The sequence below is a fragment of the Serratia sp. NCCP-200 genome, from assembly GCF_059697885.1.
This window is the reverse complement of record NZ_BAAKUJ010000004.1, coordinates 331,439-350,707: the sequence shown is the minus strand read 5'-3', so window position 1 is coordinate 350,707 and position 19,269 is coordinate 331,439. Positions and strand designations below refer to the sequence as shown.

General features: G+C 55.0%; 24 protein-coding genes. 13 read left to right on the top strand and 11 right to left on the bottom strand.

The window, feature by feature from the left end; translation table 11 throughout:
* From AC6HVW_RS16075 to AC6HVW_RS16040, 8 genes are all read right to left on the bottom strand, one after another.
* A complete protein-coding gene (locus tag AC6HVW_RS16075; protein ID WP_071681512.1) occupies nucleotides 1-1,260 on the bottom strand; it encodes an NAD(P)/FAD-dependent oxidoreductase in 1,260 nt (419 codons plus the stop codon).
* Nucleotides 1,257-1,976 carry an SDR family NAD(P)-dependent oxidoreductase gene (locus tag AC6HVW_RS16070; RefSeq protein WP_071681510.1) on the bottom strand — a complete coding sequence of 240 codons (720 nt, stop codon included), beginning with the start codon at nucleotides 1,974-1,976 and terminating at the stop codon, nucleotides 1,257-1,259. Before AC6HVW_RS16070 ends, AC6HVW_RS16075 begins: the two co-directional genes overlap by 4 nt.
* Nucleotides 1,973-2,407 carry a nuclear transport factor 2 family protein gene (locus AC6HVW_RS16065; RefSeq protein ID WP_071681508.1) on the bottom strand — a complete coding sequence of 145 codons (435 nt, stop codon included), beginning with the start codon at nucleotides 2,405-2,407 and terminating at the stop codon, nucleotides 1,973-1,975. The genes AC6HVW_RS16070 and AC6HVW_RS16065 overlap by 4 nt, the downstream gene beginning before the upstream one ends.
* 168 nt (nucleotides 2,408-2,575) lie before the next feature.
* Entirely contained in the window at nucleotides 2,576-2,986 is a 411-nt protein-coding gene (gene uraH, locus AC6HVW_RS16060; RefSeq protein ID WP_037376255.1) for a hydroxyisourate hydrolase, read from the bottom strand.
* Between the two features lie 97 nt (nucleotides 2,987-3,083).
* On the bottom strand, nucleotides 3,084-3,812 hold the full coding sequence (locus tag AC6HVW_RS16055; protein WP_021806984.1) for a MerR family transcriptional regulator: 729 nt from the start codon (nucleotides 3,810-3,812) through the stop codon (nucleotides 3,084-3,086).
* A 102-nt stretch (nucleotides 3,813-3,914) separates the two neighbouring features.
* The gene (uriH, locus tag AC6HVW_RS16050; RefSeq protein WP_021806983.1) at nucleotides 3,915-4,859 is read right to left on the bottom strand and encodes a uridine-preferring nucleoside hydrolase UriH; all 945 of its coding nucleotides are present in this window, start codon (nucleotides 4,857-4,859) and stop codon (nucleotides 3,915-3,917) included.
* Between the two features lie 132 nt (nucleotides 4,860-4,991).
* A complete protein-coding gene (locus AC6HVW_RS16045) occupies nucleotides 4,992-6,335 on the bottom strand; it encodes an APC family permease (protein WP_021806982.1) in 1,344 nt (447 codons plus the stop codon).
* 10 nt (nucleotides 6,336-6,345) lie between these two features.
* Nucleotides 6,346-7,248 carry an acetamidase/formamidase family protein gene (locus tag AC6HVW_RS16040; protein WP_037376248.1) on the bottom strand — a complete coding sequence of 301 codons (903 nt, stop codon included), beginning with the start codon at nucleotides 7,246-7,248 and terminating at the stop codon, nucleotides 6,346-6,348.
* Between the two features lie 13 nt (nucleotides 7,249-7,261).
* On the opposite strand from AC6HVW_RS16040, the gene AC6HVW_RS16035 reads away from it, so the two are divergent.
* Nucleotides 7,262-7,552: a hypothetical protein gene (locus tag AC6HVW_RS16035; RefSeq protein WP_137751217.1), complete on the top strand. Its 291-nt coding sequence runs from the start codon at nucleotides 7,262-7,264 to the stop codon at nucleotides 7,550-7,552.
* Nucleotides 7,553-7,656: 104 nt separating this feature from the next.
* Here the strand turns inward: AC6HVW_RS16035 and aaeR are convergent, their stop codons facing one another.
* On the bottom strand, nucleotides 7,657-8,568 hold the full coding sequence (gene aaeR, locus AC6HVW_RS16030; RefSeq protein ID WP_024483740.1) for an HTH-type transcriptional activator AaeR: 912 nt from the start codon (nucleotides 8,566-8,568) through the stop codon (nucleotides 7,657-7,659).
* Between the two features lie 327 nt (nucleotides 8,569-8,895).
* Between aaeR and aaeX the strand changes: the two genes are divergently transcribed.
* The 5 genes from aaeX (at nucleotide 8,896) to AC6HVW_RS16005 (ending at nucleotide 12,978) form a co-directional block, all read left to right on the top strand.
* Nucleotides 8,896-9,099, top strand: a complete 204-nt coding sequence (gene aaeX / locus AC6HVW_RS16025; protein WP_021180732.1) for a p-hydroxybenzoic acid efflux pump operon protein AaeX — start codon at nucleotides 8,896-8,898, stop codon at nucleotides 9,097-9,099.
* Nucleotides 9,100-9,106: 7 nt separating this feature from the next.
* Complete coding sequence (gene aaeA, locus AC6HVW_RS16020; RefSeq protein WP_021806979.1) at nucleotides 9,107-10,042, top strand: p-hydroxybenzoic acid efflux pump subunit AaeA; 936 nt, start codon at nucleotides 9,107-9,109, stop codon at nucleotides 10,040-10,042.
* A complete protein-coding gene (gene aaeB, locus AC6HVW_RS16015; RefSeq protein WP_497569544.1) occupies nucleotides 10,042-12,018 on the top strand; it encodes a p-hydroxybenzoic acid efflux pump subunit AaeB in 1,977 nt (658 codons plus the stop codon). Before aaeA ends, aaeB begins: the two co-directional genes overlap by 1 nt.
* A 206-nt stretch (nucleotides 12,019-12,224) precedes the next feature.
* Nucleotides 12,225-12,674, top strand: a complete 450-nt coding sequence (locus AC6HVW_RS16010; RefSeq protein WP_021806977.1) for a ribonuclease — start codon at nucleotides 12,225-12,227, stop codon at nucleotides 12,672-12,674.
* Between the two features lie 4 nt (nucleotides 12,675-12,678).
* Nucleotides 12,679-12,978: a barstar family protein gene (locus AC6HVW_RS16005; RefSeq protein ID WP_021180728.1), complete on the top strand. Its 300-nt coding sequence runs from the start codon at nucleotides 12,679-12,681 to the stop codon at nucleotides 12,976-12,978.
* A 33-nt stretch (nucleotides 12,979-13,011) separates the two neighbouring features.
* On the opposite strand, the gene yjgA is transcribed toward AC6HVW_RS16005, so the two are convergent.
* The gene (gene yjgA / locus AC6HVW_RS16000; RefSeq protein WP_021180727.1) at nucleotides 13,012-13,560 is read right to left on the bottom strand and encodes a ribosome biogenesis factor YjgA; all 549 of its coding nucleotides are present in this window, start codon (nucleotides 13,558-13,560) and stop codon (nucleotides 13,012-13,014) included.
* A gap of 201 nt (nucleotides 13,561-13,761) precedes the next feature.
* On the opposite strand from yjgA, the gene pmbA reads away from it, so the two are divergent.
* Both pmbA and cybC read left to right on the top strand, forming a co-directional pair.
* On the top strand, nucleotides 13,762-15,102 hold the full coding sequence (gene pmbA / locus AC6HVW_RS15995) for a metalloprotease PmbA (RefSeq protein ID WP_021180725.1): 1,341 nt from the start codon (nucleotides 13,762-13,764) through the stop codon (nucleotides 15,100-15,102).
* Nucleotides 15,103-15,392: 290 nt separating this feature from the next.
* Entirely contained in the window at nucleotides 15,393-15,779 is a 387-nt protein-coding gene (cybC, locus tag AC6HVW_RS15990) for a cytochrome b562 (RefSeq protein ID WP_071681502.1), read from the top strand.
* A gap of 66 nt (nucleotides 15,780-15,845) precedes the next feature.
* Here the strand turns inward: cybC and rnk are convergent, their stop codons facing one another.
* Nucleotides 15,846-16,256, bottom strand: a complete 411-nt coding sequence (rnk, locus tag AC6HVW_RS15985; protein WP_071681500.1) for a nucleoside diphosphate kinase regulator — start codon at nucleotides 16,254-16,256, stop codon at nucleotides 15,846-15,848.
* Between the two features lie 466 nt (nucleotides 16,257-16,722).
* On the opposite strand from rnk, the gene AC6HVW_RS15980 reads away from it, so the two are divergent.
* From AC6HVW_RS15980 to AC6HVW_RS15960, 5 genes are all read left to right on the top strand, one after another.
* Nucleotides 16,723-17,025: a glycine dehydrogenase gene (locus tag AC6HVW_RS15980; RefSeq protein WP_370572534.1), complete on the top strand. Its 303-nt coding sequence runs from the start codon at nucleotides 16,723-16,725 to the stop codon at nucleotides 17,023-17,025.
* Between the two features lie 37 nt (nucleotides 17,026-17,062).
* The gene (locus AC6HVW_RS15975; RefSeq protein WP_021180720.1) at nucleotides 17,063-17,428 is read left to right on the top strand and encodes a glycine-rich SFCGS family protein; all 366 of its coding nucleotides are present in this window, start codon (nucleotides 17,063-17,065) and stop codon (nucleotides 17,426-17,428) included.
* Nucleotides 17,428-17,724, top strand: a complete 297-nt coding sequence (locus AC6HVW_RS15970; RefSeq protein WP_021180719.1) for a DUF4312 family protein — start codon at nucleotides 17,428-17,430, stop codon at nucleotides 17,722-17,724. Before AC6HVW_RS15975 ends, AC6HVW_RS15970 begins: the two co-directional genes overlap by 1 nt.
* 86 nt (nucleotides 17,725-17,810) lie before the next feature.
* The gene (locus tag AC6HVW_RS15965; protein ID WP_021180718.1) at nucleotides 17,811-18,587 is read left to right on the top strand and encodes a DUF4311 domain-containing protein; all 777 of its coding nucleotides are present in this window, start codon (nucleotides 17,811-17,813) and stop codon (nucleotides 18,585-18,587) included.
* Between the two features lie 11 nt (nucleotides 18,588-18,598).
* Nucleotides 18,599-19,249 carry a DUF4310 family protein gene (locus tag AC6HVW_RS15960; protein ID WP_037376237.1) on the top strand — a complete coding sequence of 217 codons (651 nt, stop codon included), beginning with the start codon at nucleotides 18,599-18,601 and terminating at the stop codon, nucleotides 19,247-19,249.
* Nucleotides 19,250-19,269: the final 20 nt, after the last annotated feature.

Below are 19,269 nucleotides of genomic sequence, written 5' to 3'. Positions count from 1 at the left end.
TTACAGGTCCTCCCCTGCAGCGATCCCTTTCACCACGTCCAACGCGCTGCGTACCCCATCCTCGTGAAAACCGTTGTACCAGTAAGCTCCGCAGAACCAGCTCCGTTGGTGGCCGTTAATCTCGCCGCGGCGCGACTGGGCGCGCCAGCTTTGCGGGTTAAACATCGGGTGCTCGTAGACAAAGCGTTTCCAGACGTAGCGATCGTCCACCGGCGTTTCCGGGTTCAGGGTGACGCAGAATAGGGGGCTACCCTCAGGTAACCCTTGTAAGATATTCATGTTGTAGGTGACGCAGGCGCTGGCCTGGTCCCGTTCGCTCAGGCGATAGTTCCAGCTTGCCCAGGCACGCTCGCGCACCGGTAGCCAGCGTGGATCGCTGTGCAAAACCACCTCGTTATGCTGCCAGCCAATATCGCCCAGAACCTCGCTTTCTGCAGGAGTAGGATGAGCAAGCATCGCCAGCGCCTGTGAGGAATGGCAGGCGAAGATCACCTGGTCGAACGAGTGATTCGACTGCGCAAGCTGGATTTCAACGCCGCCGTTGTGGCGGATGACCTGCTGCACCGGAGCGTTGAGGTGCAAGGTCAGGCGGTCCCCCAACTGGGCCAAAATGGCGCGAACGTACTCGCGAGAACCGCCGGGCACCACATACCACTGCGGGCGGTGGGTAACGTCCAGCAGGCCGTGATGCTCAAAGAAGCGCAAAAACAGCGGAAGCGGGAAGCGGCGCATCTCCTGCAGTGACGAGGACCAGATGGCGGCCCCCATCGGCAGGATATAATGACGCGCGAAAAACGCGCTGAAACCGTGCTGTTCGAGAAAAGTCTCCAGCGTGGCGTTTTCGTTAACGTCGCCTGCCAACGCCTCTTTTGCCAGGCGGTTGAAGCGCACTATATCTCGCAGCAGCCCCCAGAACGCCGGATTAACCAGGTTACGACGCTGTGCAAACAGCGAGGTGAGGGTGTGGCCGTTATACTCAAGCCCGCTTTGCGGATTATGCACGGAGAAGCTCATCTGCGTTTTTTGCCCGCTGATGCCCAGCTCGCTGAGCAGGCCCATAAAGCGCGGATAGGTACGATCGTTGTAGACGATAAACCCGGTATCGATGGCATACGTCCCCTGCGGCGTGCTGACATCCACCGTGGCGGTATGACCACCCACCGTGGGTTCCGCTTCGAAAAGCGTGACCTGATGATGCCCGGCTAGCCGCCAGGCACAGGTGAGTCCTGCAATACCGCTGCCGATAATGGCGATGTTCATGAGCGAACCATCCTGCGCAACAGCCTGCGCTGAAGGAAATTGGGAAGCCCTGAAAGCAGCTTCATGACCAGGCTGAATCCGGTGGGAAAGGCGATGTGTGTTTTCCCTTTCGCCAGCCCGCGACGGATCGCCTTCACGGCATCGTCGACGCTCACCTGGCCGGGCATGGCAAAATCATTTTTACGGGTAAGCGGCGTGTCTACAAAGCCCGGTGAGACAACCGTGACGGCAATGCCTTTGGGCTCCCAGTCAAGGCGCAGACTATTGGCAAACCAGGTGAGGGCGGCTTTTGACGCGCCATACGCCTCTGCTCGTGGGAACGGCAGCCAGTGCGCCATCGAGCTGACCAGCGCTACGCGACTTCCTGGAAGGAGCTGGGTCTGAAGTGCGGCCAGACAGTTCACTGGCCCCTGGAAGTTGGTACTCATCACACGTTCCACCAGAGCGGCATCCACCACACCCTGATCCAGGTATTCGCAGGTTCCCGCACAAAGAACGGTCAGGTCGGCAGTGCAATCTGCAAGCGCCAGACGGCAGGCCTCCCTGTCCGTCATATCGAACACACGTAACGTGATATTCGGGCTGTACTGTTGCAGTGCTTCCAGCCTGGCCCTGTCTCGCCCGCAGGCAATGACTTGGCAGCCGTCATCGGCCCAGGACTTCGCGAGCCCGGCACCAATGCCGGAGCTTGCGCCGGTGATGAGGACGGTCATCATGAGCGGATTCTCCTTTTTACACTTCGCACCGCCCAGCCAAGAAGGGGAAGATGTTCGTAGATCATCTCCCCGGCATCGTAGTAATCGCGCTGGCGAATAATCAGGTTGTCCTGCACATCGACAATTGAGCATCCTGCGAGGACTAGTGTTTCTCCCCCTGAAATCCGTGGGTGAGACCAATGCATTGCCCAAGTTACGGCAAAACGATGGCCATCGCAGAGGGGGGAGTCGATGGTAAAGCGGCAATGCTTTACGTTGGCCAATAGATGAGTGAAGTAACGCTGGATCGCCAAAAGACCCTGATGCTCACCAAACGGGTCGCTCAGACTGGCATCAGCATGATAGATCTCCGCCAACGCAGATGGCGGCTGGTTATCCAGCTTGCTGTAGTAATCAACAAACCGGTTGATGATGGATGGCATAGAGCTCATGAGTCTCACCTGAGAGTGAACAACCTAGCGTTATTGCATAGTTAAAACTTACACAATTATTGTAGTTTGTCCAACTTTGGCGAGGTGATAATTATTTTCTCATTCGCTTCAACGTATTAAGTTTGCCAGCTCATGCTGTTAACTGTGCAACATGAGCTGGCTTTATCTTCAACTTCCTCTGTAGGTAGAGTATCCATACTGGCTTAACAGCAGGGGGATGTGCAGTTTTTCATTGGTCTTGGTGACGGTGAACATCACCGGGATCTCCGGGAAGAACGACGTTTGCTGCTGTTGGTGGAAATAGTCACCGGTTTTGAAGGTCACTTTGTAAATTCCCGGCAGCATATCCTGGTCCTGTGGATATAGAGATTTGATACGCCCGTCTTCGTCCGTTTTACCGCTAGCCAGCGTGACCCAGCTGTTTTGCTGTTCTTTTTCAAGCGTGACGGTGACATTCGGCGAGGGGATCCCTGTCTGCTGGTTCAGAATATGGACGCTCAGCGTGCCAGCAGGGGCACTGAATGCGGCAGGAGCCATTGCCAGAGAGGTTAGCAGAATAAGACCGGTAGCTTTTTTCATCATGATTTCCTGTAGGGGTTAAACAAACAGGAAAAAGGTAGCATCCCGGTGAAAAATAAATATTCAACCTTTTGTGATAATTAACGCAAGCACAACGTCAAAGAGTAATGACCTCAAGAGACATCACCTGTTGTTGCCACAGTTCAATCTGTTGTTTGCGGGTGGGGGTGAGTTTACCTGTCATGACCAGCAGCCATTTTCGTTCAGGAAATAGCTCTGGAGCCAGACTGGCAGGCGGAACGGGAAGGACATCAATGTGCTGTCCTTGACCAGTACGCTTGAGGGCTTCCAGCCAGATTTCACACGGGTCTGACAGGTACCAGCCGGTGATCAGATAGTTATCCCCTGCCGCTTTTTTGTCCCTTTCGAGGCAAAATGAGGTATAGGAAATGATAATGCCATCCAGGATCTCGCGCAGGGTCATCATCGCCGGAATATTGGCAGAGAATTTACCGCGCAGCGGGCGCAGTAATTCCGTGACCAACTCCGGGCGAGGATATTCGCGGCCAGAAACGTAAATCTGCTGGCGCAGCGATTCAATTTTTCCCTCTTTGAGCAACTGCAGCATTTTTTCTTGCAGAGTAAGCCAGTTGTTTGTCGGACCTTCTGCCGGGCGCGCGAGCAGGGGTTTTACCTGGCTGATGGTAACCCCTTTTTTTACCCAGTCGAGAATTTTGAGCGCCTGCTGGACATCATCATCGCTGTACTGGCGATGTCCACCATCGGTGCGCATCGGTTTAAGCAGGCCGTAACGACGCTGCCAGGCGCGCAATGTGGTTGCGTTTATTCCGCAAAGCCGGGCAAATTCGCCGATAGAGTAAGCCATGAGAGACATCCGATAACAAAGAACACGTTCAATATACTACGCATAATGCCGGCTTGAATGAAGTGTCGGGCGTTTGCACGACACTTTACTCCCAACCGTGCCTCAAACCTCAACTTCACCAATTCTTTCCAACGCATCCACAATCAGATCCCAAAAGGCGGTTTCATCAAGCTTCACTGCCACCTGAGTATGGCAATCCGCCGGGGCCGGGAAGCGGAAGTCCGCGACCGTCATCCCCAGCGTCAGGGTACCGGTCAGCTCAATATCGATGGGCACCTTACGCACCGTCATCACGTTGGGGTTGATCACATAGGCGACCGCGCAGGGATCGTGTACCGGTGGCGAAGTGAAACCCTGCGCCTGCTTATACATATGGCCGAAGAACTCGAGCAGTTCGACGACAAATTTCGCAGGGCCGGTGCCAATAGCGGCGATGCGCGCGCTAACTTCTGGCGTGGCCAGCGCCTGATGCGTCAGATCCAGCCCAACCATGGTTAACGGCCAGGGTTCGTTGAACACGATATGCGCGGCTTCCGGATCGATTTTGATATTGAATTCAGCCACTGCGCTCCAGTTACCTACGTGGTAACCGCCGCCCATCAGCACCACTTCCTTCACGCGTGTGGCAATGCGGGGCTCTTTGCGCACCGCCATGGCGATGTTGGTCAGGCCTGCGGTGGGCACCAGCGTTACGGTGCCTGGTGGGTGTGCCATGATGGTATCAATGATCAGGTCGACGGCATGGATATCGGCCAATTGCAGAGTGGGTTCCGGTAAAACGGGACCATCGAGTCCCGATTCGCCGTGGATGTCGGGGGCGACTTCAATTTGCCGTACCAGCGGCCGCGAGCAGCCAGCGGCAAAGGGCACGCCGGTGATGTTGGCAATGCGCGCCACGGCCAGCGCATTCCGCGTGACCTTCTCCAGCGTCTGGTTACCGACGACGGTGGTGACGGCCAGCAGTTCAATATCTGGGTTGCCCCATGCCAGCAGCATCGCGATCGCATCGTCATGCCCAGGATCGCAGTCCAGTATGATTTTCTTCATGATTTTTCCTGATGCAGGGGCATTTTTTCGAGCATAACCTAGAGGTGGGCAGAGGGGTATGACCAGCGGGCCGTTTTGTTAACGTCATCAAAGGATTGAATAAATCTGCCCCGGAAGGGGCAGATTGCTGGCTTAGTCTTCCAGCTTCAGCACCGGCTCTCTCTTCAGCACTACGCGCAGCACAAAGTAATACACGATGCCGATCGCCAGCCAGCTAAGGCCGAGGATTTTGGCTTCGATATCCATCTCGTACAGTACAAAGGCGATGATCGACAGGCCGATCAGTGGGAACAGCAGGTGTTTTACCCAGGCCTTGGACTTCTGGCGGATGATGTAGTGGTTAATCACCGACAGGTGCAGGATCAAAAAGCCCATCAGCGCCCCGAAGTTGACTAACCGGCTCAGGTTGTCGATGCTGCCGTTGAAGTACAGCCCGGAACCGAGGGAGATCACCGCGACCAGCAGGGTGCTGACGTAAGGGGTTTTAAAGCGTGGATGTACCTTGGCCAGGATCTTCGGCAATTGGCGGTCTCGCCCCATGGCGAACAGAATGCGGGAGATGGCGGCCTGCGCGACTAACGCATTGGCAATCCCCCAGGAGAGCGCCGTCGCCCAGATGGTCGCCTGCTTTAACCAGGAACCGCCCGCCAGATTGGCGGTATCGTAGAACGCGGTATCCAGGTTAGTGAAGTTTTGGCCCGCAGCCAGATCGGCGGCAATCCAGGTTTGCAGAATAAACAGCGACCCTACCAACAGCAGTGCATACAACGAGGCTTTCCCCACGGCATCGGCCCCGCCTTTACTCTCTTCGGACAGCGTCGAAATACCGTCAAAGCCCAGGAATGACAGCACCGCGATAGATACCGCACCCATCACCAGCGGCAGGCTGAATTTCTCGGCGTTGTAGAGCGGGTTCAGCGTCAGGCCACCGGAACCTTCGCCGGAATACAGTGCCGTCAGGCCCATTACCACAAAGATGGTCAGGATCACGATCTCCGCCACCAGGATGTAGCGGTTGGCCTTGGCGGTGAACTGGATCCCCACCAGGTTGATCGCACTGTTGATCACGATAAAGGTCACGATCCACACCCAGGCGGGTACTTCTGGCAGGATCGGGCCGAGCGCCGCCGCGCTGACGATATACAGCAACGACGGCACCAGGATGTAATCGAGCAGGATCAGCCAACCGGCAAAGAAGCCGACGGTTTCATGGATGCCGCGCTGGGCATAGGCATAGACCGAGCCGGAAACCGGGAAAGCACGGGACATTGACCAGTAGCTCATGGCGGTGAAGAACATCGCCACCATGCCGATCAGATAGGCCAGCGCCACCATGCCCTGTGCGCCTTCCCACACGTAGCCAAACACGCCAAACGGCGCGATCGGCACCATAAAGATCATGCCGTAAATCACCAGATCTTTCAGGGTGAGGGTACGGTGCAGTTCCTGCTTATAACCAAATTGTTCTACAGACATGGCGCTATCCCTAATCCAACTGGAGGTTTAACTGCTCGGCAACGCTGCGTGGCAGCGCGAAACGGCAGGTTTTCAGCGGATCGACCACCTGACAGATTTGCAGATCGCCAGTGATGCTCAGCAGATTGATGGCGTCGGCCAGCGAGACCTGGCTATAGTCCGCCACGAAGTGTGCCATATTGCGGGTTGCCAATTCGGCCGCTTCGTCCAGCGTTTTGGCGGATGCCAGGGTATAGAGCGTATCAATGGTGCTCATCATCGGGGTGGGCAGCGCGCGGTTTTTGACTACGCTCAGGTTCACCACCACTTCGCCGGGAATTTCCAGCCCGCATACCGAGACTTCACCATCGCCCATTGCGGCATGCAGATCGCCGAGCGCAAACAGCGCACCGGGAACGTTAACCGGCAGCCACAGCGTGCAGCCTTCGGTGATGATTTTGCAGTCCATGTTGCCGCCGTGGGCATCTGGAGTGCCGCAGGGGATCGGATCTTCGGCTGGGGCGACGCCAATTACGCCGATCATTGGTTTTAACGGCCAACGCACGCCGCCAGGCAGCAGGGCGAAGCCGTCTTCCAGCGGCACGGTGCGGATCTGTGGCTGTTGCAGCTCATCGCCAATGACGCCCAGGCCTGGAGCGGTGACCATGACTGCCTGATGGCTGGTTGGGGTAATACGTTTAATCTCTACCCGTAACACATCGCCGGGGTTCGCATCCTGCACGTAAACCGGCCCGGTAGCCGGGTTGATGCGGCTCCAGTCCAGTTCGGTGAAGGCGGCCTGTTCAGAGGCGATTTGATCTTCGAAGCAGTCACAGGTTTCAAAACAAACGTCGCTGCCGCTGGCAACGGTGGCCACAGGGGCGTTATCGCGCGACATGGCATATACCACGTGCGTACGTGAGATCTTTTCCATGGTGATTCCTATAATGAATAATGAAGCCTGGTTTTTATTATTTATGGCGATAATGATAATTGGGCGCACCTGCGCCAATTCATCAATAAATCACACCCGCAGGGGCGTAAGCAAGCATGCGAAAGGGGTAGCAGAATGGGCATTTTGGTTGGATTGGCAGGATATGCTTCAAACAATTATCGCGGTGGTTTATTACCCGCAACTATGGCGGAAATTTCCGCATAACCGATCGGTTAAGCCGAATGAATACAGCAGAGTTCTCAGTAGAGAATGGGAATCAAATGAAGGTAAATACTTTCGATAATTAGCATTAATAAAATGATTAACCGTTTTTATAGCAGTAAACGCTATATATCAGCTAGAGCAAACTTATTACCCTGGAGTGAACTCCAGGGATAAAGGGGAGCCTCAGCGATAGCCCTGATACACTTCCGCCACGCGTTTAAAGTATTCCGTCAGATAATTAATACACACCTGCACCTTGAGCGGCAGCTTGTCCTTCTCGGTGTACAGTGCGTAAACCGGGCGGGGTTCTGAATGGTAGCGCTTGAACAGGATCTCAATCTCGCCGCGTTTGATCTCTTCGATGACCCACATCAGTGGCGCATAGGCAATCCCGGCCCCGGCCTTGAGCCAACGGATCATGGTTTGTGAATCGTTGGTCACGAAGCGCCCCTGCGGGGAAATACGCGTACTGATGCCTTCGGGAGCCATCAATTCAAACTCACTGTCGGGCCGTACGCTGTATTCCAACCAGGAAAAATTCACCATATCCGCCGGTTTTTGCGGTGTCCCGTGTTGAGTCAGGTAGCTTTTAGCGGCGCAGACCACCATCGGCATCGAGCCCAGACGTTTGGAAAACAGGCTGGAATCCTGCAGTTCGCCGGTGCGGATCACTACGTCCAGGCCGTCGGCAATCAGATCCGGGGCCGGAATGCCGGTGACCAGATTAACCGTCAAACCAGGATACTCTTGCAGCATATCGGCGGTCATGGTCGCCAGGACGTTTTGCGCCATAGTGGACGAACTGCCGATGCGCAGCGTGCCAATGGGCGTATTGTTCAGCGCATAAAGCTGCTCATGAACCTCGGCGGCTTCCTGCAACATGCGGCGGCAGCCCTGATAGTAGATTTTACCGGCTTCGGTCAGGCCGATACTGCGCGTGCTGCGGTTAAGCAGCTTCACCTGTAGATCATTTTCCAGTTTGGACACTGTCTGGCTGATGGATGAAACGCTCATGTCGAGCTGGCGTGCTGCCGCGGTAAATGACCCACATTCAACGACTTTGGCAAACACGGACATCCGTTTTAGTCTTTCCATTGTTCACTCTGGCTTAAAAGTGATTTAGATCACAGATTATAGATGAGTTGATAGTAAGCAGGCTAATATAACGCGTCGGGTGTAAAGATCTTCTGAACGCTTGAGCGTGGTCAGCTATGTCGCGGTTTACTGCCGTGGCCGCACGATCCCTCCGGTTATCCATACATTCCCTCTCGCGGAAGCCTGCTGTTAGCTTAACCTTTTTTCAGGTTTATGGCCTGGTCAACTACCAGATCATAACGTTTGGCGTCCGTGCGCTAGAATGTAAATGGAATGTGAAATCAGCAGGGAAAACCCCCGGTGTAGTAAACAATTAAGGATAAAGTGATGAGTTTGCTTCCGGTTATGGTCATTTTTGGACTGTCGTTCCCACCGGTATTTTTTGAGCTGTTAGCGTCGTTGGCCCTGTTCTTCGTCATACGCCGCCTGTTGCAGCCGACCGGGATTTACGATTTTGTCTGGCATCCGGCGTTGTTCAATACCGCGCTGTATTGCTGTTTGTTTTATCTGATTTCGTGTCTTTTCGTTTGAGGCTGCTGTGAAAACTTTGTCATTAAAAATACTCCGCATCGCCATCACCTTGCTGCTGGTTCTGTTGGCGGCCATTGCCGTGTTCAAGGCGTGGGCGTTTTACACCGAATCGCCTTGGACGCGTGATGCCAAATTCACCGCCGACGTGGTGGCGATTGCCCCGGACGTCAGCGGTTTGCTGACCGACGTGCCGATCACCGACAACCAGTTGGTGAAACAGGGCCAGATCCTGATGGTGATCGACCAGCCACGTTACCAACAGGCACTGGCCGAAGCCAACGCCGATGTGGCCTATTATCAGACGCTGGCGGCCGAGAAGAAGCGTGAAGCGGGCCGCCGTGTGCGCTTGGGGATCCAGGCGATGTCACAAGAAGAGATCGACCAATCCAATAACGTGCTGCAAACCGTGCAGCATCAGTTGGCCAAGGCGATCGCCGTGCGCGATCTGGCGCAGTTGGATCTGGAACGAACCACGGTGCGTGCGCCAGCAGACGGTTGGGTCACCAACCTGAACGTCCACGCAGGGGAATTTATCACCCGTGGTTCTACAGCGGTGGCGCTGGTGAAGAAAAACAGTTTCTATGTCATCGCCTATCTGGAAGAAACCAAGCTTGAAGGGTTGAGCAAAGGCGATCGTGCCGAGATCACCCCGCTGGGCAGCAACCGCATTATGCACGGCACCGTCGATAGCCTGGCCGCGGCGGTGAATAACAGCAGCAGCACCCCAAACAGCAAGGGGCTGGCGTCGATCGACAGCAATCTGGAGTGGGTGCGTCTGGCACAGCGCGTGCCGGTGAAAATCATCCTCGATGAGAAAGATCAGCAACACTCTTACCCGGCGGGTACCACCGCGACCGTGGTCATAACCGGCAAGAACGATCGCAGCATCGACAGCGGCTCGCCGTTTATCCGGCTGATGCATCGGTTGCGTGAGTTCGGCTAATGAACAGCCCAACCTTTCTGCGGCTGCGGTTTGCCTGCAAGCTCAGCTTTGCGATCGTCTTCGCCCTGTTTGTCGGTTTTCACCTCAATCTGGAAACCCCGCGCTGGTCGGTGCTGACTGCGGCCATTGTGGCTGCCGGCCCGGCCTTTGCCGCCGGGGGCGAACCTTTCTCTGGCGCGATCCGCTATCGTGGCTGGCTGCGTATTATCGGCACCTTTATCGGCTGCTTTGTCGGCTTGCTGATTATCGTTACCTGTGCCCGTGCGCCGGTGGTGATGCTGATGCTTTGCTGCGTCTGGCTGGGGGTCTGTACCTGGATCTCCTCGCTGGTGAAGGTCGAAAACTCTTATGCCTGGGGGCTGGCGGGCTACACGGCGCTGATTATCATCGTCACCTCCGCAGCCACTACAAACACCACAACCTCACTGTTGGACGCGCCACAGTTCGCTGTAGAGCGCTGTAGCGAGATCGTGCTCGGTATTCTCAGTGCGGTACTGGCCGACCTGCTGTTTTCCCCGCGTTCGATCAAACAGGATATCGATCGTGCGGTGGATCAACTGCTGGTGGGGCAGTACAAGCTGATGCAAATGTGTATCAGCGATGCCGGCAAGGAAGATATCGACCGCGCCTGGAGCGATCTGGTTAAAAGCACCACCGCCATCCACGGGATGCGCAGCAACCTGATGTTGGAATCATCGCGTTGGCAGCGGGTTAACAGCCGCTTGCATGCGTTACATACGCTTTCGCTGACGTTGATCACCCAGGCCTGTGAAACCTACCTGATTTTGCTCAATCACCCGGATGCGGTGAAGGAAAATATCCGCGAGCTGCTGATGGTTCCAGCGGAAACCGCGCAGGAAGTGCATAAACGTCTGAAGCTGGTGCGCCAGGTGCTGGCAACCAACCGTAGCGATGAACATCTGCAAACGGTCACCGGCTGGGTGGGCGCAGCGACGCGCTATCTGCTGGTGGCAAAAGGCGTGCATACCAACAGCGGCATCAACGCGGTAGAAAACGAGATACTGGCCGGGGAAGTGGTGGTGAAGAGGCCGTCGGCGGAAGGCCACCATGCCATGATCAACGGGCTGCGAGCCTGGGCGGCGACCTCAATAGGCTGCCTGTTCTGGCTGTGGACCGGCTGGACGTCCGGCAGCGGTTGTATGGTGATGATCGCCGTCGTGACCGCATTGGCGATGCGTACGCCAAATCCAAAAATGATGGCGCTCGACTTCCTGCTGGGCGTGCTGGTGGCGTTGCCGCTCGGTGCGCTGTTTTATATGTTTATTCTGCCGGAAACCCAGCAAAGCATGTTCTTGTTGTGTCTGAGCATGGGCATCATGTCCTTTGTCATCGGTATCGAAGTGCAGAAACGCCGTTTGGGATCGCTAGGCACCCTGGCGAGTACTATTAACATCATCGTGTTAAGCAATCCGATGAGTTTCCATGTCTCCTCGTTTATCGACAGCGCCATCGGCCAGATTATCGGCTGCTTTGTGGCGATGATCGTGCTGTTCCTGATCCGTGATACCTCACGTGAACGTACCGGCCGCACGTTGATGAATCAGTTGGTCAGCAGCGCCGTTTCGGCGTTGACCACCAAGGCGGCGCGCCGTAAGGAAAACCATCTGCCTGCGCTCTATCAGCGCCTGAACCAGCTGCTGATGATGTTCCCGAACGACATTGCCAAATACCGGCTGGCGCTCAACCTGATTATTGCCCACCAGCGGATGCAGATGACCGAGATCCCGGAGCGGGAAGAGCTTTCGGTGTTCCACAAGCAGATCCGCAGCACCGCCGACCACGTGGTCACCGCCAAGAACGATGTGAAGCGGGCTTACTACTACGATCGGTTACTCAAAGAGATGAATGAATATCAACAAAAGCTGGTGGATAACCTCGCTCCGCTTAGCGTCACCGGGCCGGTAAAACGCCTGGCCGATATGCTGCATCGCTACCGTCATGCGCTGATTGATTGATATCTTCACTTTCCCGCCAAAGGCTATACTGCAAGGTTTACGTCCCCCGACTACGGGGGCTAAAATGCATGCAGGAAGGCCTCACAAACCATAATAATTCTGTATCAATTGCGGTTTTTGCTCGGGCGTCAGGCCTTTTGGATGCGAAATGGTTACATCTTGGTCATCTTTGATTCATTAATTTTTGCTATATATGCAGGGACGGTATGAATAAACGTACGCTTATTGCGATGTTGATTGCTTTGCTGGTGGCGGGATTCAGTGCGCTGCAAGGGGATGGCGATCGGGCTCTGACCAACGATTCGACCCCGGCGGCAGAGAGTATTGAACAACTGACGCAGCAGCAGCGGGTGGTCAGCTACGTGCAACAGCACCAGCGCCTGCCTGATTACTACATCACCAAAAAACAGGCTCGTGAGCAGGGTTGGGATGCGCGTGACGGTAATCTGTGCAAGGTATTGCCGGGCAAGGCCATTGGCGGCGACCGTTTTTCCAACCGTGAAGGGCAATTACCGACCGCCAACAACCGGGTATGGCGCGAAGCGGATATCAACTACCAATGCGGCCGACGCGGTGCCGATCGGCTGTTGTATTCCAGTGACGGTCTGATTTATGTCACACGCGACCATTATAAGAACTTCATGCGGATGGAGTGAGCCGATGGGGAAAATAGAGTTCGATTTTAACCAGATAGCGGACTTGCCAGCGTTCTATCGCCACTTTGCCGAGCGGTTTGCACTGGGTGAAGGATTTGGCGCCAACCTGGACGCGCTGTGGGACGTGGTGACCGGCGACATCAGCCTGCCGGTCGAGATTGAATTTCTCAATCTCAACGCCCGCAGCAAACGCCGCTTTGGTGCCATTATTCTGTTGTTTGAAGAAGCGGAGGAAGAGCTGGAGGGCAACCTGCGGTTCAATATCCGTGAAACGAGCAGCACAGCGACGCATCAGCGGGGATGAACGGGGTCCATCCCGCAGCGATGCCGCTGACAATCACTGTTGTGCCTCTGCCAGCTCTCGCAAGTACTGGAAGATTTGGCGGAATGATTTTGGCGGCTTGTTAGCGGCCTGCTCTTTCTGTGCGTTACGTATCAGGGCGCGCAACTGTTGGCGATCGGCCTGTGGATACAGATCCAGCACGGACGGGATCGCGTCATCACCTTCTGCTACCAGGCGATCGCGCAGCGCTTCCAGCTTGTGGAACAGCGAAACCTGTTGGTTATGGCGATTCTTCAGCTTGTCGAGCGCGGTCTGGATCGGTTCGACATCGCGAGCACGCAGCATTTTACCGATCAGTTGGATCTGGCGGCGGCGGCCTTCTTTCTTGATCTTCTGCGCCAGTTCGATGGCGGCACGCAGATCTTCATCCAGCGGGATGCGTTCCAAGGCGTTTTTACCCAGTTCAACCAGTTCGGTTCCCAGGTCTTTCAGCGCTTCGGCATCACGTTTAATTTCACTTTTACTGACCCAGATAATCTCGTCATCGTCCTCGTTTTCGTTCTCCGGGACTTCGTCGAGCCAGTCTTCAGGCTGTTTGTTCATGGTAGGCTCCGTTAAAAAGAGGCTAATCCTAACAGGTTGCCGGCTTTATGCGAAATTCCACGCGGTTCCTGTTAGACTCAAAAGTACATCGGGCTGTGGCCAGCGGGCGCAGCCTGAAATTATTTTGGCGCGTTATTGCGCGCAAAACCATGCCGACACGGCACTTTTCTCAACGATTTTCTGATTAACTATGGCCGATTGATGAAAGTAGTCACCCAAGTTGCAGAGCAGCGCAAAGCGCTGGAACACGCCGTTTCACAGGCGCTGGAGCTGGCACGCGCCGGTTCCGATGCGGCAGAAGTTGCCGTGAGCAAAACCACCGGTATCAGCGTCAGCACCCGCTTCGGCGAGGTGGAGAACGTCGAATTCAACAGCGACGGCGCGTTAGGCATTACCGTCTATTATCAAAACCGCAAAGGCAGTGCCTCTTCCACCGATCTTAATCCGGATGCCATTGCCCGTACCGTGCAGGCGGCGCTAGATATTGCGCGTTACACTTCACCTGATCCCCATGCTGGCCCGGCGGAAAAAGATCTACTGGCGTTTGACGCGCCGGATCTGGACCTGTTCCACCCCACCGAACTGGATGCCGAACGTGGTATCGAGCTGGCAGCCCGTGCCGAACAGGCTTCGCTGGCGGCCGACAAGCGGATTACCAATACCGAAGGCGGCAGCTTCAACAGCCATTACGGTATCAAGGTCTTCGGCAACAGCCACGGCATGCTGCAAAGCTATTGCTCCAGCCGTCACTCGCTCTCCAGCTGTGTGATTGCCGAGCATGATGGCGATATGGAGCGGGATTATGCCTACACCATTGGCCGGGCGATGAATGATATGGCCAGCCCTGAGTGGGTCGGCCAGGAATGCGCCCGCCGCACGCTGGCACGTCTTTCCCCACGCAAGCTGTCAACCATGAAAGCGCCGGTGCTGTTCGCCTCAGAAGTGGCAACTGGCCTGTTTGGCCACCTGGTGGGTGCTATCAGCGGTAGCAGCGTTTATCGCAAATCCACCTTCCTGCTGGATTCGTTGGGTAAACAGATCCTGCCGGAGTGGATGACCATTGAAGAACATCCGCACTTGCTGAAAGGGCTGGCCTCTACGCCGTTCGACAGCGAAGGTGTACGCACCCAGCGCCGCGACATCGTTAAAGACGGCGTGCTGGAAACCTGGCTGCTGACCAGCTACGCGGCGCGTAAATTGGGGCTGCATAGCACCGGTCATGCGGGCGGGATCCATAACTGGCGCATTGCCGGTCAGGGCGATGACTTTGCGGGCATGCTCAAACAGTTGGGCACCGGTCTGGTGGTCACTGAACTGATGGGGCAGGGCGTCAGCGGGATTACCGGCGATTACTCACGCGGAGCTTCTGGCTTCTGGGTTGAAAACGGTGAGATCCAGTATCCGGTCAGCGAGATCACCATTGCCGGCAACCTGAAAGATATGCTGCGCAATATCGTCAGCATCGGCAGCGATATCGAACTGCGCAGCAATATCCAGTGCGGTTCCGTGCTGCTGCCGGAAATGAAGATCGCAGGGCAGTAATCCCCCCTCACCCCAACCCTCTCCCACAGGGAGAGGGAGCTGCTTCAGCGTTGTGGTCAGGTGTGGGACGGTTTCCCCGAGATTGGGTAACTGGCTCTGAGTGGTGTGCAGGGGCTAATTTGTAGCACGTTCCAGTCCCCTCTCCCTTTGGGAGAGGGTTAGGGTGAGGGGTATCTCGGCTCCTCCCCACTCCTCCGCTTCAACCTTCCTTACAAATATCCGGTATCGGTTTTACCGTTCCATGCCTATGTTTATAACGGGTTAACTAAAACAATAACGGGAAGGTGAGCATGAAGAAGACATTGAAAGTGTTGGCAGCACTGACGCTGCTGGGAGCCAGTTCATGGGGGATGGCAGCCGAACTGGCCGATGACATGGATACCCTGGCCGCCAATTACAAAATTGTATTGAAAACCGACTCCACCGATACCTTCAAGCAGAGCCTGCAGAATATGCGTGCTGCGGCTACGGATGCCCAGAAAGGCACACCGCCGAAGCTGGAAAACAAAGCACCAGACAGCCCGGAGATGAAGGAGTTCCGGCAAGGGCTGGCGACGCTGATCGGGCAGATCGATCAGTCAATGGCGCTGGCGAATCAGGGCAAACTGGAGGACGCGCGTAAAGTGGCGCAGGGCTTCAAGCAAACCCGCGATGCCAATCACAAGAAATTCCGTTAAGCGTACTGCGGCAATCAACGTAGCGTTGACAAAAAGGGCGGCTGAATGGCCGCCCGGAAACCTGACTTAGCGGTGATACTCGCCCGCAGCCTCAGGTTGATACAGCAATTCCAACACTTCAATGCGGGCTTCTTCGCCGTTTGGCAATTGCCAATTGATCTGTTTACCCACGTGCATTCCCAGCAGTGCGGCACCCAGAGGTGCCATCACCGACAGCTGTTCAGCGCTGTCTTTGAGAGAAGCAGGGTAAACCAGCGTGCGCACATGTTCTTCTGAAGTATGCAGATCGCGAAAACGTACGCGGCTGTTCATGGTGACGACGTGTGCAGGGATCTGCGATGCTGGCACAATGTCAGCACGATCCAGCTCAGAGTTCAGCGCGGCGGCGACGTCAGTATTGGCAAAGGCTGGCTGTGCCAGTAGCGCATCCAGGCGTTCCGCATCCAGCTCATTAATGGTAATGGTTGGTTTGGTCATTCCACTCTCCAGTCCAATCAAAGGGCGCCCTTTCTGCGCCATAAATTCGGAAAACAACACAAAAGCAACACCCCCGCACCTTTGGGAGCGGGGGTGTGAAAAATGTCGGTTTGTCCTACTGATAGTAGGCTGTTAGGGCCGGAAAAGAAAGAGATCTCGATCACGAAGTTTTTTGCTCCGCGCTGCCAACTGGCAACTCTGCGTTGCAAACTCTTTTTGCAATCTCATTTACTTAGCGTAAAAACCCCCGATTTTGCGAAATGGATCCCCTGGAGTCACTTAATTTCCATTTCGAACTGGAAAAAAACGCGCTACACAAGCAATGCCCCAAAGGTTAGGGTAAAGACATCAAAGAAAGCGGGTAAAGGTAAAGCGCTTTACCGTTAACGGATAAATAGCTGGATCCAGAGGTGACTGCAAAGTGAATGACGGAACTGCTTCGGTAAGTAACAGGGAACAGACTGACATCAGTGAGGCCGCAGCGATTACTACTCAATTGTTGGCCGATATTACCGCCATGTTAGGTGAAGAGAATATTTACACCAATGCGGTGCAACAACAAATGTTGGAATCCCATATCCGCGCGATGGTGTTGCGCTCAATAACGGGTGAGCCCTTGCCGGAAGTTGATAAATCACTGTTTGATGAAATTTCTGCCGGATCGATGCAACTGGCAGAGCGAGTGGTAAATAAGTTTGCCACGTTACCGATTGAAGAGGCGTATCTGCTTTCGGTTCATTTTGAAGTGGCTAAAGATAACGACCAATAACGTTTAATTGATTAAAATTATTCAGGAGAAAAACCCCATGGGACAAATTACTGTAGTGATCGGCGATCGGCTGGGTAAAGGCCAGAAAGTGGGCCAAGGCGTTGAAAATGCGGGTGCCAAGGTGATTGTGATCCCTGGTATGGCGGCGGATATGAAGCTGGGTGACGTGATGAAAGCAGAGAATGCGCAACTGGGCATTTCCTTCTGCGGCAGCGGTGGCGCTGGGGCGATCACCGCACAGACCAAATATGGTTATAAATCCAGATATGGTATGCGTTCTATCGAAGAAGGCGTAACGGCAATTAACGAAGGCTGCAATGTATTAGGCTTTGGCTTTATGGATAAAGAAGAATTAGGCCAGCGGCTAGTGGAAGCGTATGTCAAAAAATACGGCAATCCGTAATGAAAGAGACTTATACCACCTCGGTTAACGTGGAGGGCAAAGGCGATAGTAAAGCTAAAGCCTTTGCCGGTGCATTAGCGAATGTACAGGGCGTGATTTTAAAATCCACCAATAATGTTCTGCTGCGTATCGAACCGCAGGATGTCAAAATAGTAAAGGCGGAAGAGAGAACCACCAAAGAAAAGTTTCTTTTCTTCTTCCTGGCGCGTGAAAGAAAAAGCTATGCCGTTTCATTAGAAATAACCGTGAACGTGACGATCATCAATACCGAAAAGGTGGTCTTCACCCAGAAATAAAAACGTTATATCCGTCGTGTTTCAAGCTATAGCCGCTATGGCTGCGTCTTGGGATCCACTGGGCATGACATAAGAAGGATATTCTGATGTTTTTAATCATCTTATTTAAGTCGATTATTATCGGCGGGCTGGTTGGCGTCGGTGTAGGGGCCGGTGCTGCACGTATGTTCCACGCACCGACGACGCAGGGTATGGGAGCGTTCCGTACCTTGGGTGAGCTGAACTCCTGCGAAGGCGATCCGGCTTCTCATTTCTCATTTGGTCTGGGCTTCTTCTTCAACGCCTGGGCGTCTTCAGTGGCGGCGGGTGCCTTCACGCAGGACGTTGACCATCGCATCATTCCTAACTGGGGCGCAGCAGCCCTGATGATCAAAAACCGCAACGTCGCGGAAACCATGCACGATCCAAAAAAGATGGCCATCGCTTGCGGCATCATCGGCATTTTGGTCGTGGCCTTCCTTAACACCACCGCTTCGGCAGTGCCTGCAGCCTTGCAGGTCACGGCCATCAAAGTGTTGGTTCCAGCAGCCAACCTGCTGGTGAACACCGTCATGCCGGTGATCTTCTGGCTGGCGGCGATCGAAGCGGGCAAACGTTCTGGCTTCTGGGGCACCATCTTCGGTGGTCTGGCACAGCTGATCATGGGTAACGCCGTACCGGGTCTGGTGCTGGGTATCCTGATTGGCAAGGGCGTTGAAGAAAGCGGCTGGAACAAAGTCACCAAGATCATGATGGTGGCGATTGTGCTGCTGTTCGTGCTGAGCGGCTTCTTCCGCGGCTTTGATATGAAAGTTCTCGAATCCTTCAGCCTGGGCGTGCCTGGCTGGCTGGATGCCATTCATAACACCCTGAGCGGAAAATAAGGAGCTGAATGATGGAAGCACAAGCAGACAAAGGCTTCTGGTATGCCGACTGGTCGTTCCCGATTTTTGTTGGCCTGCTCTCGTCCGGCGTGTTTGCCGGGACACACATGTATTACCTGTATGGCATAGGCGCGTTTAACGAAGTGGCCTTCGTTTCCATGCTGCGTGCCGGGATGGACACCGGAGTTTACGGTGCGGTGGCGGCGTTCGGTGCCAGCTTCCTGTTTGCCCGCATTATCGAAGGTTCTCTGGTAGGGATCCTGGATATCGGCGGGGCGATCCAGACCGGGGTTGGCCTGGGTGTTCCTGCGCTGTTGCTGGGCGCGGGGATTGTCTTCCCGGTAGCCAACTTTGCCGCCTCGCTGGTTACTGGCCTGGTCATTGGCCTGGCGATTGGTTACCTGATTATCCTGGCGCGTAAATTTACCATCAGCCAGAGCGACTCCACCTACGGGGCGGACGTGATGATGGGGGCAGGTAACTCTTCCGGGCGTTTCCTTGGGCCGTTGATCATCCTGTCTGCCATGGCAGCTTCGATCCCGATCGGCCTGGGTTCCCTGCTGGGTGCGCTGCTGTTCTACATCTGGGGCAAGCCGATCACCGGCGGCGCGATCCTGGGGGCCATGATCTTGGGGGCATTCTTCCCGGTAGCCATTTCTTAATCAAGTCCCAAGCCCTGGGT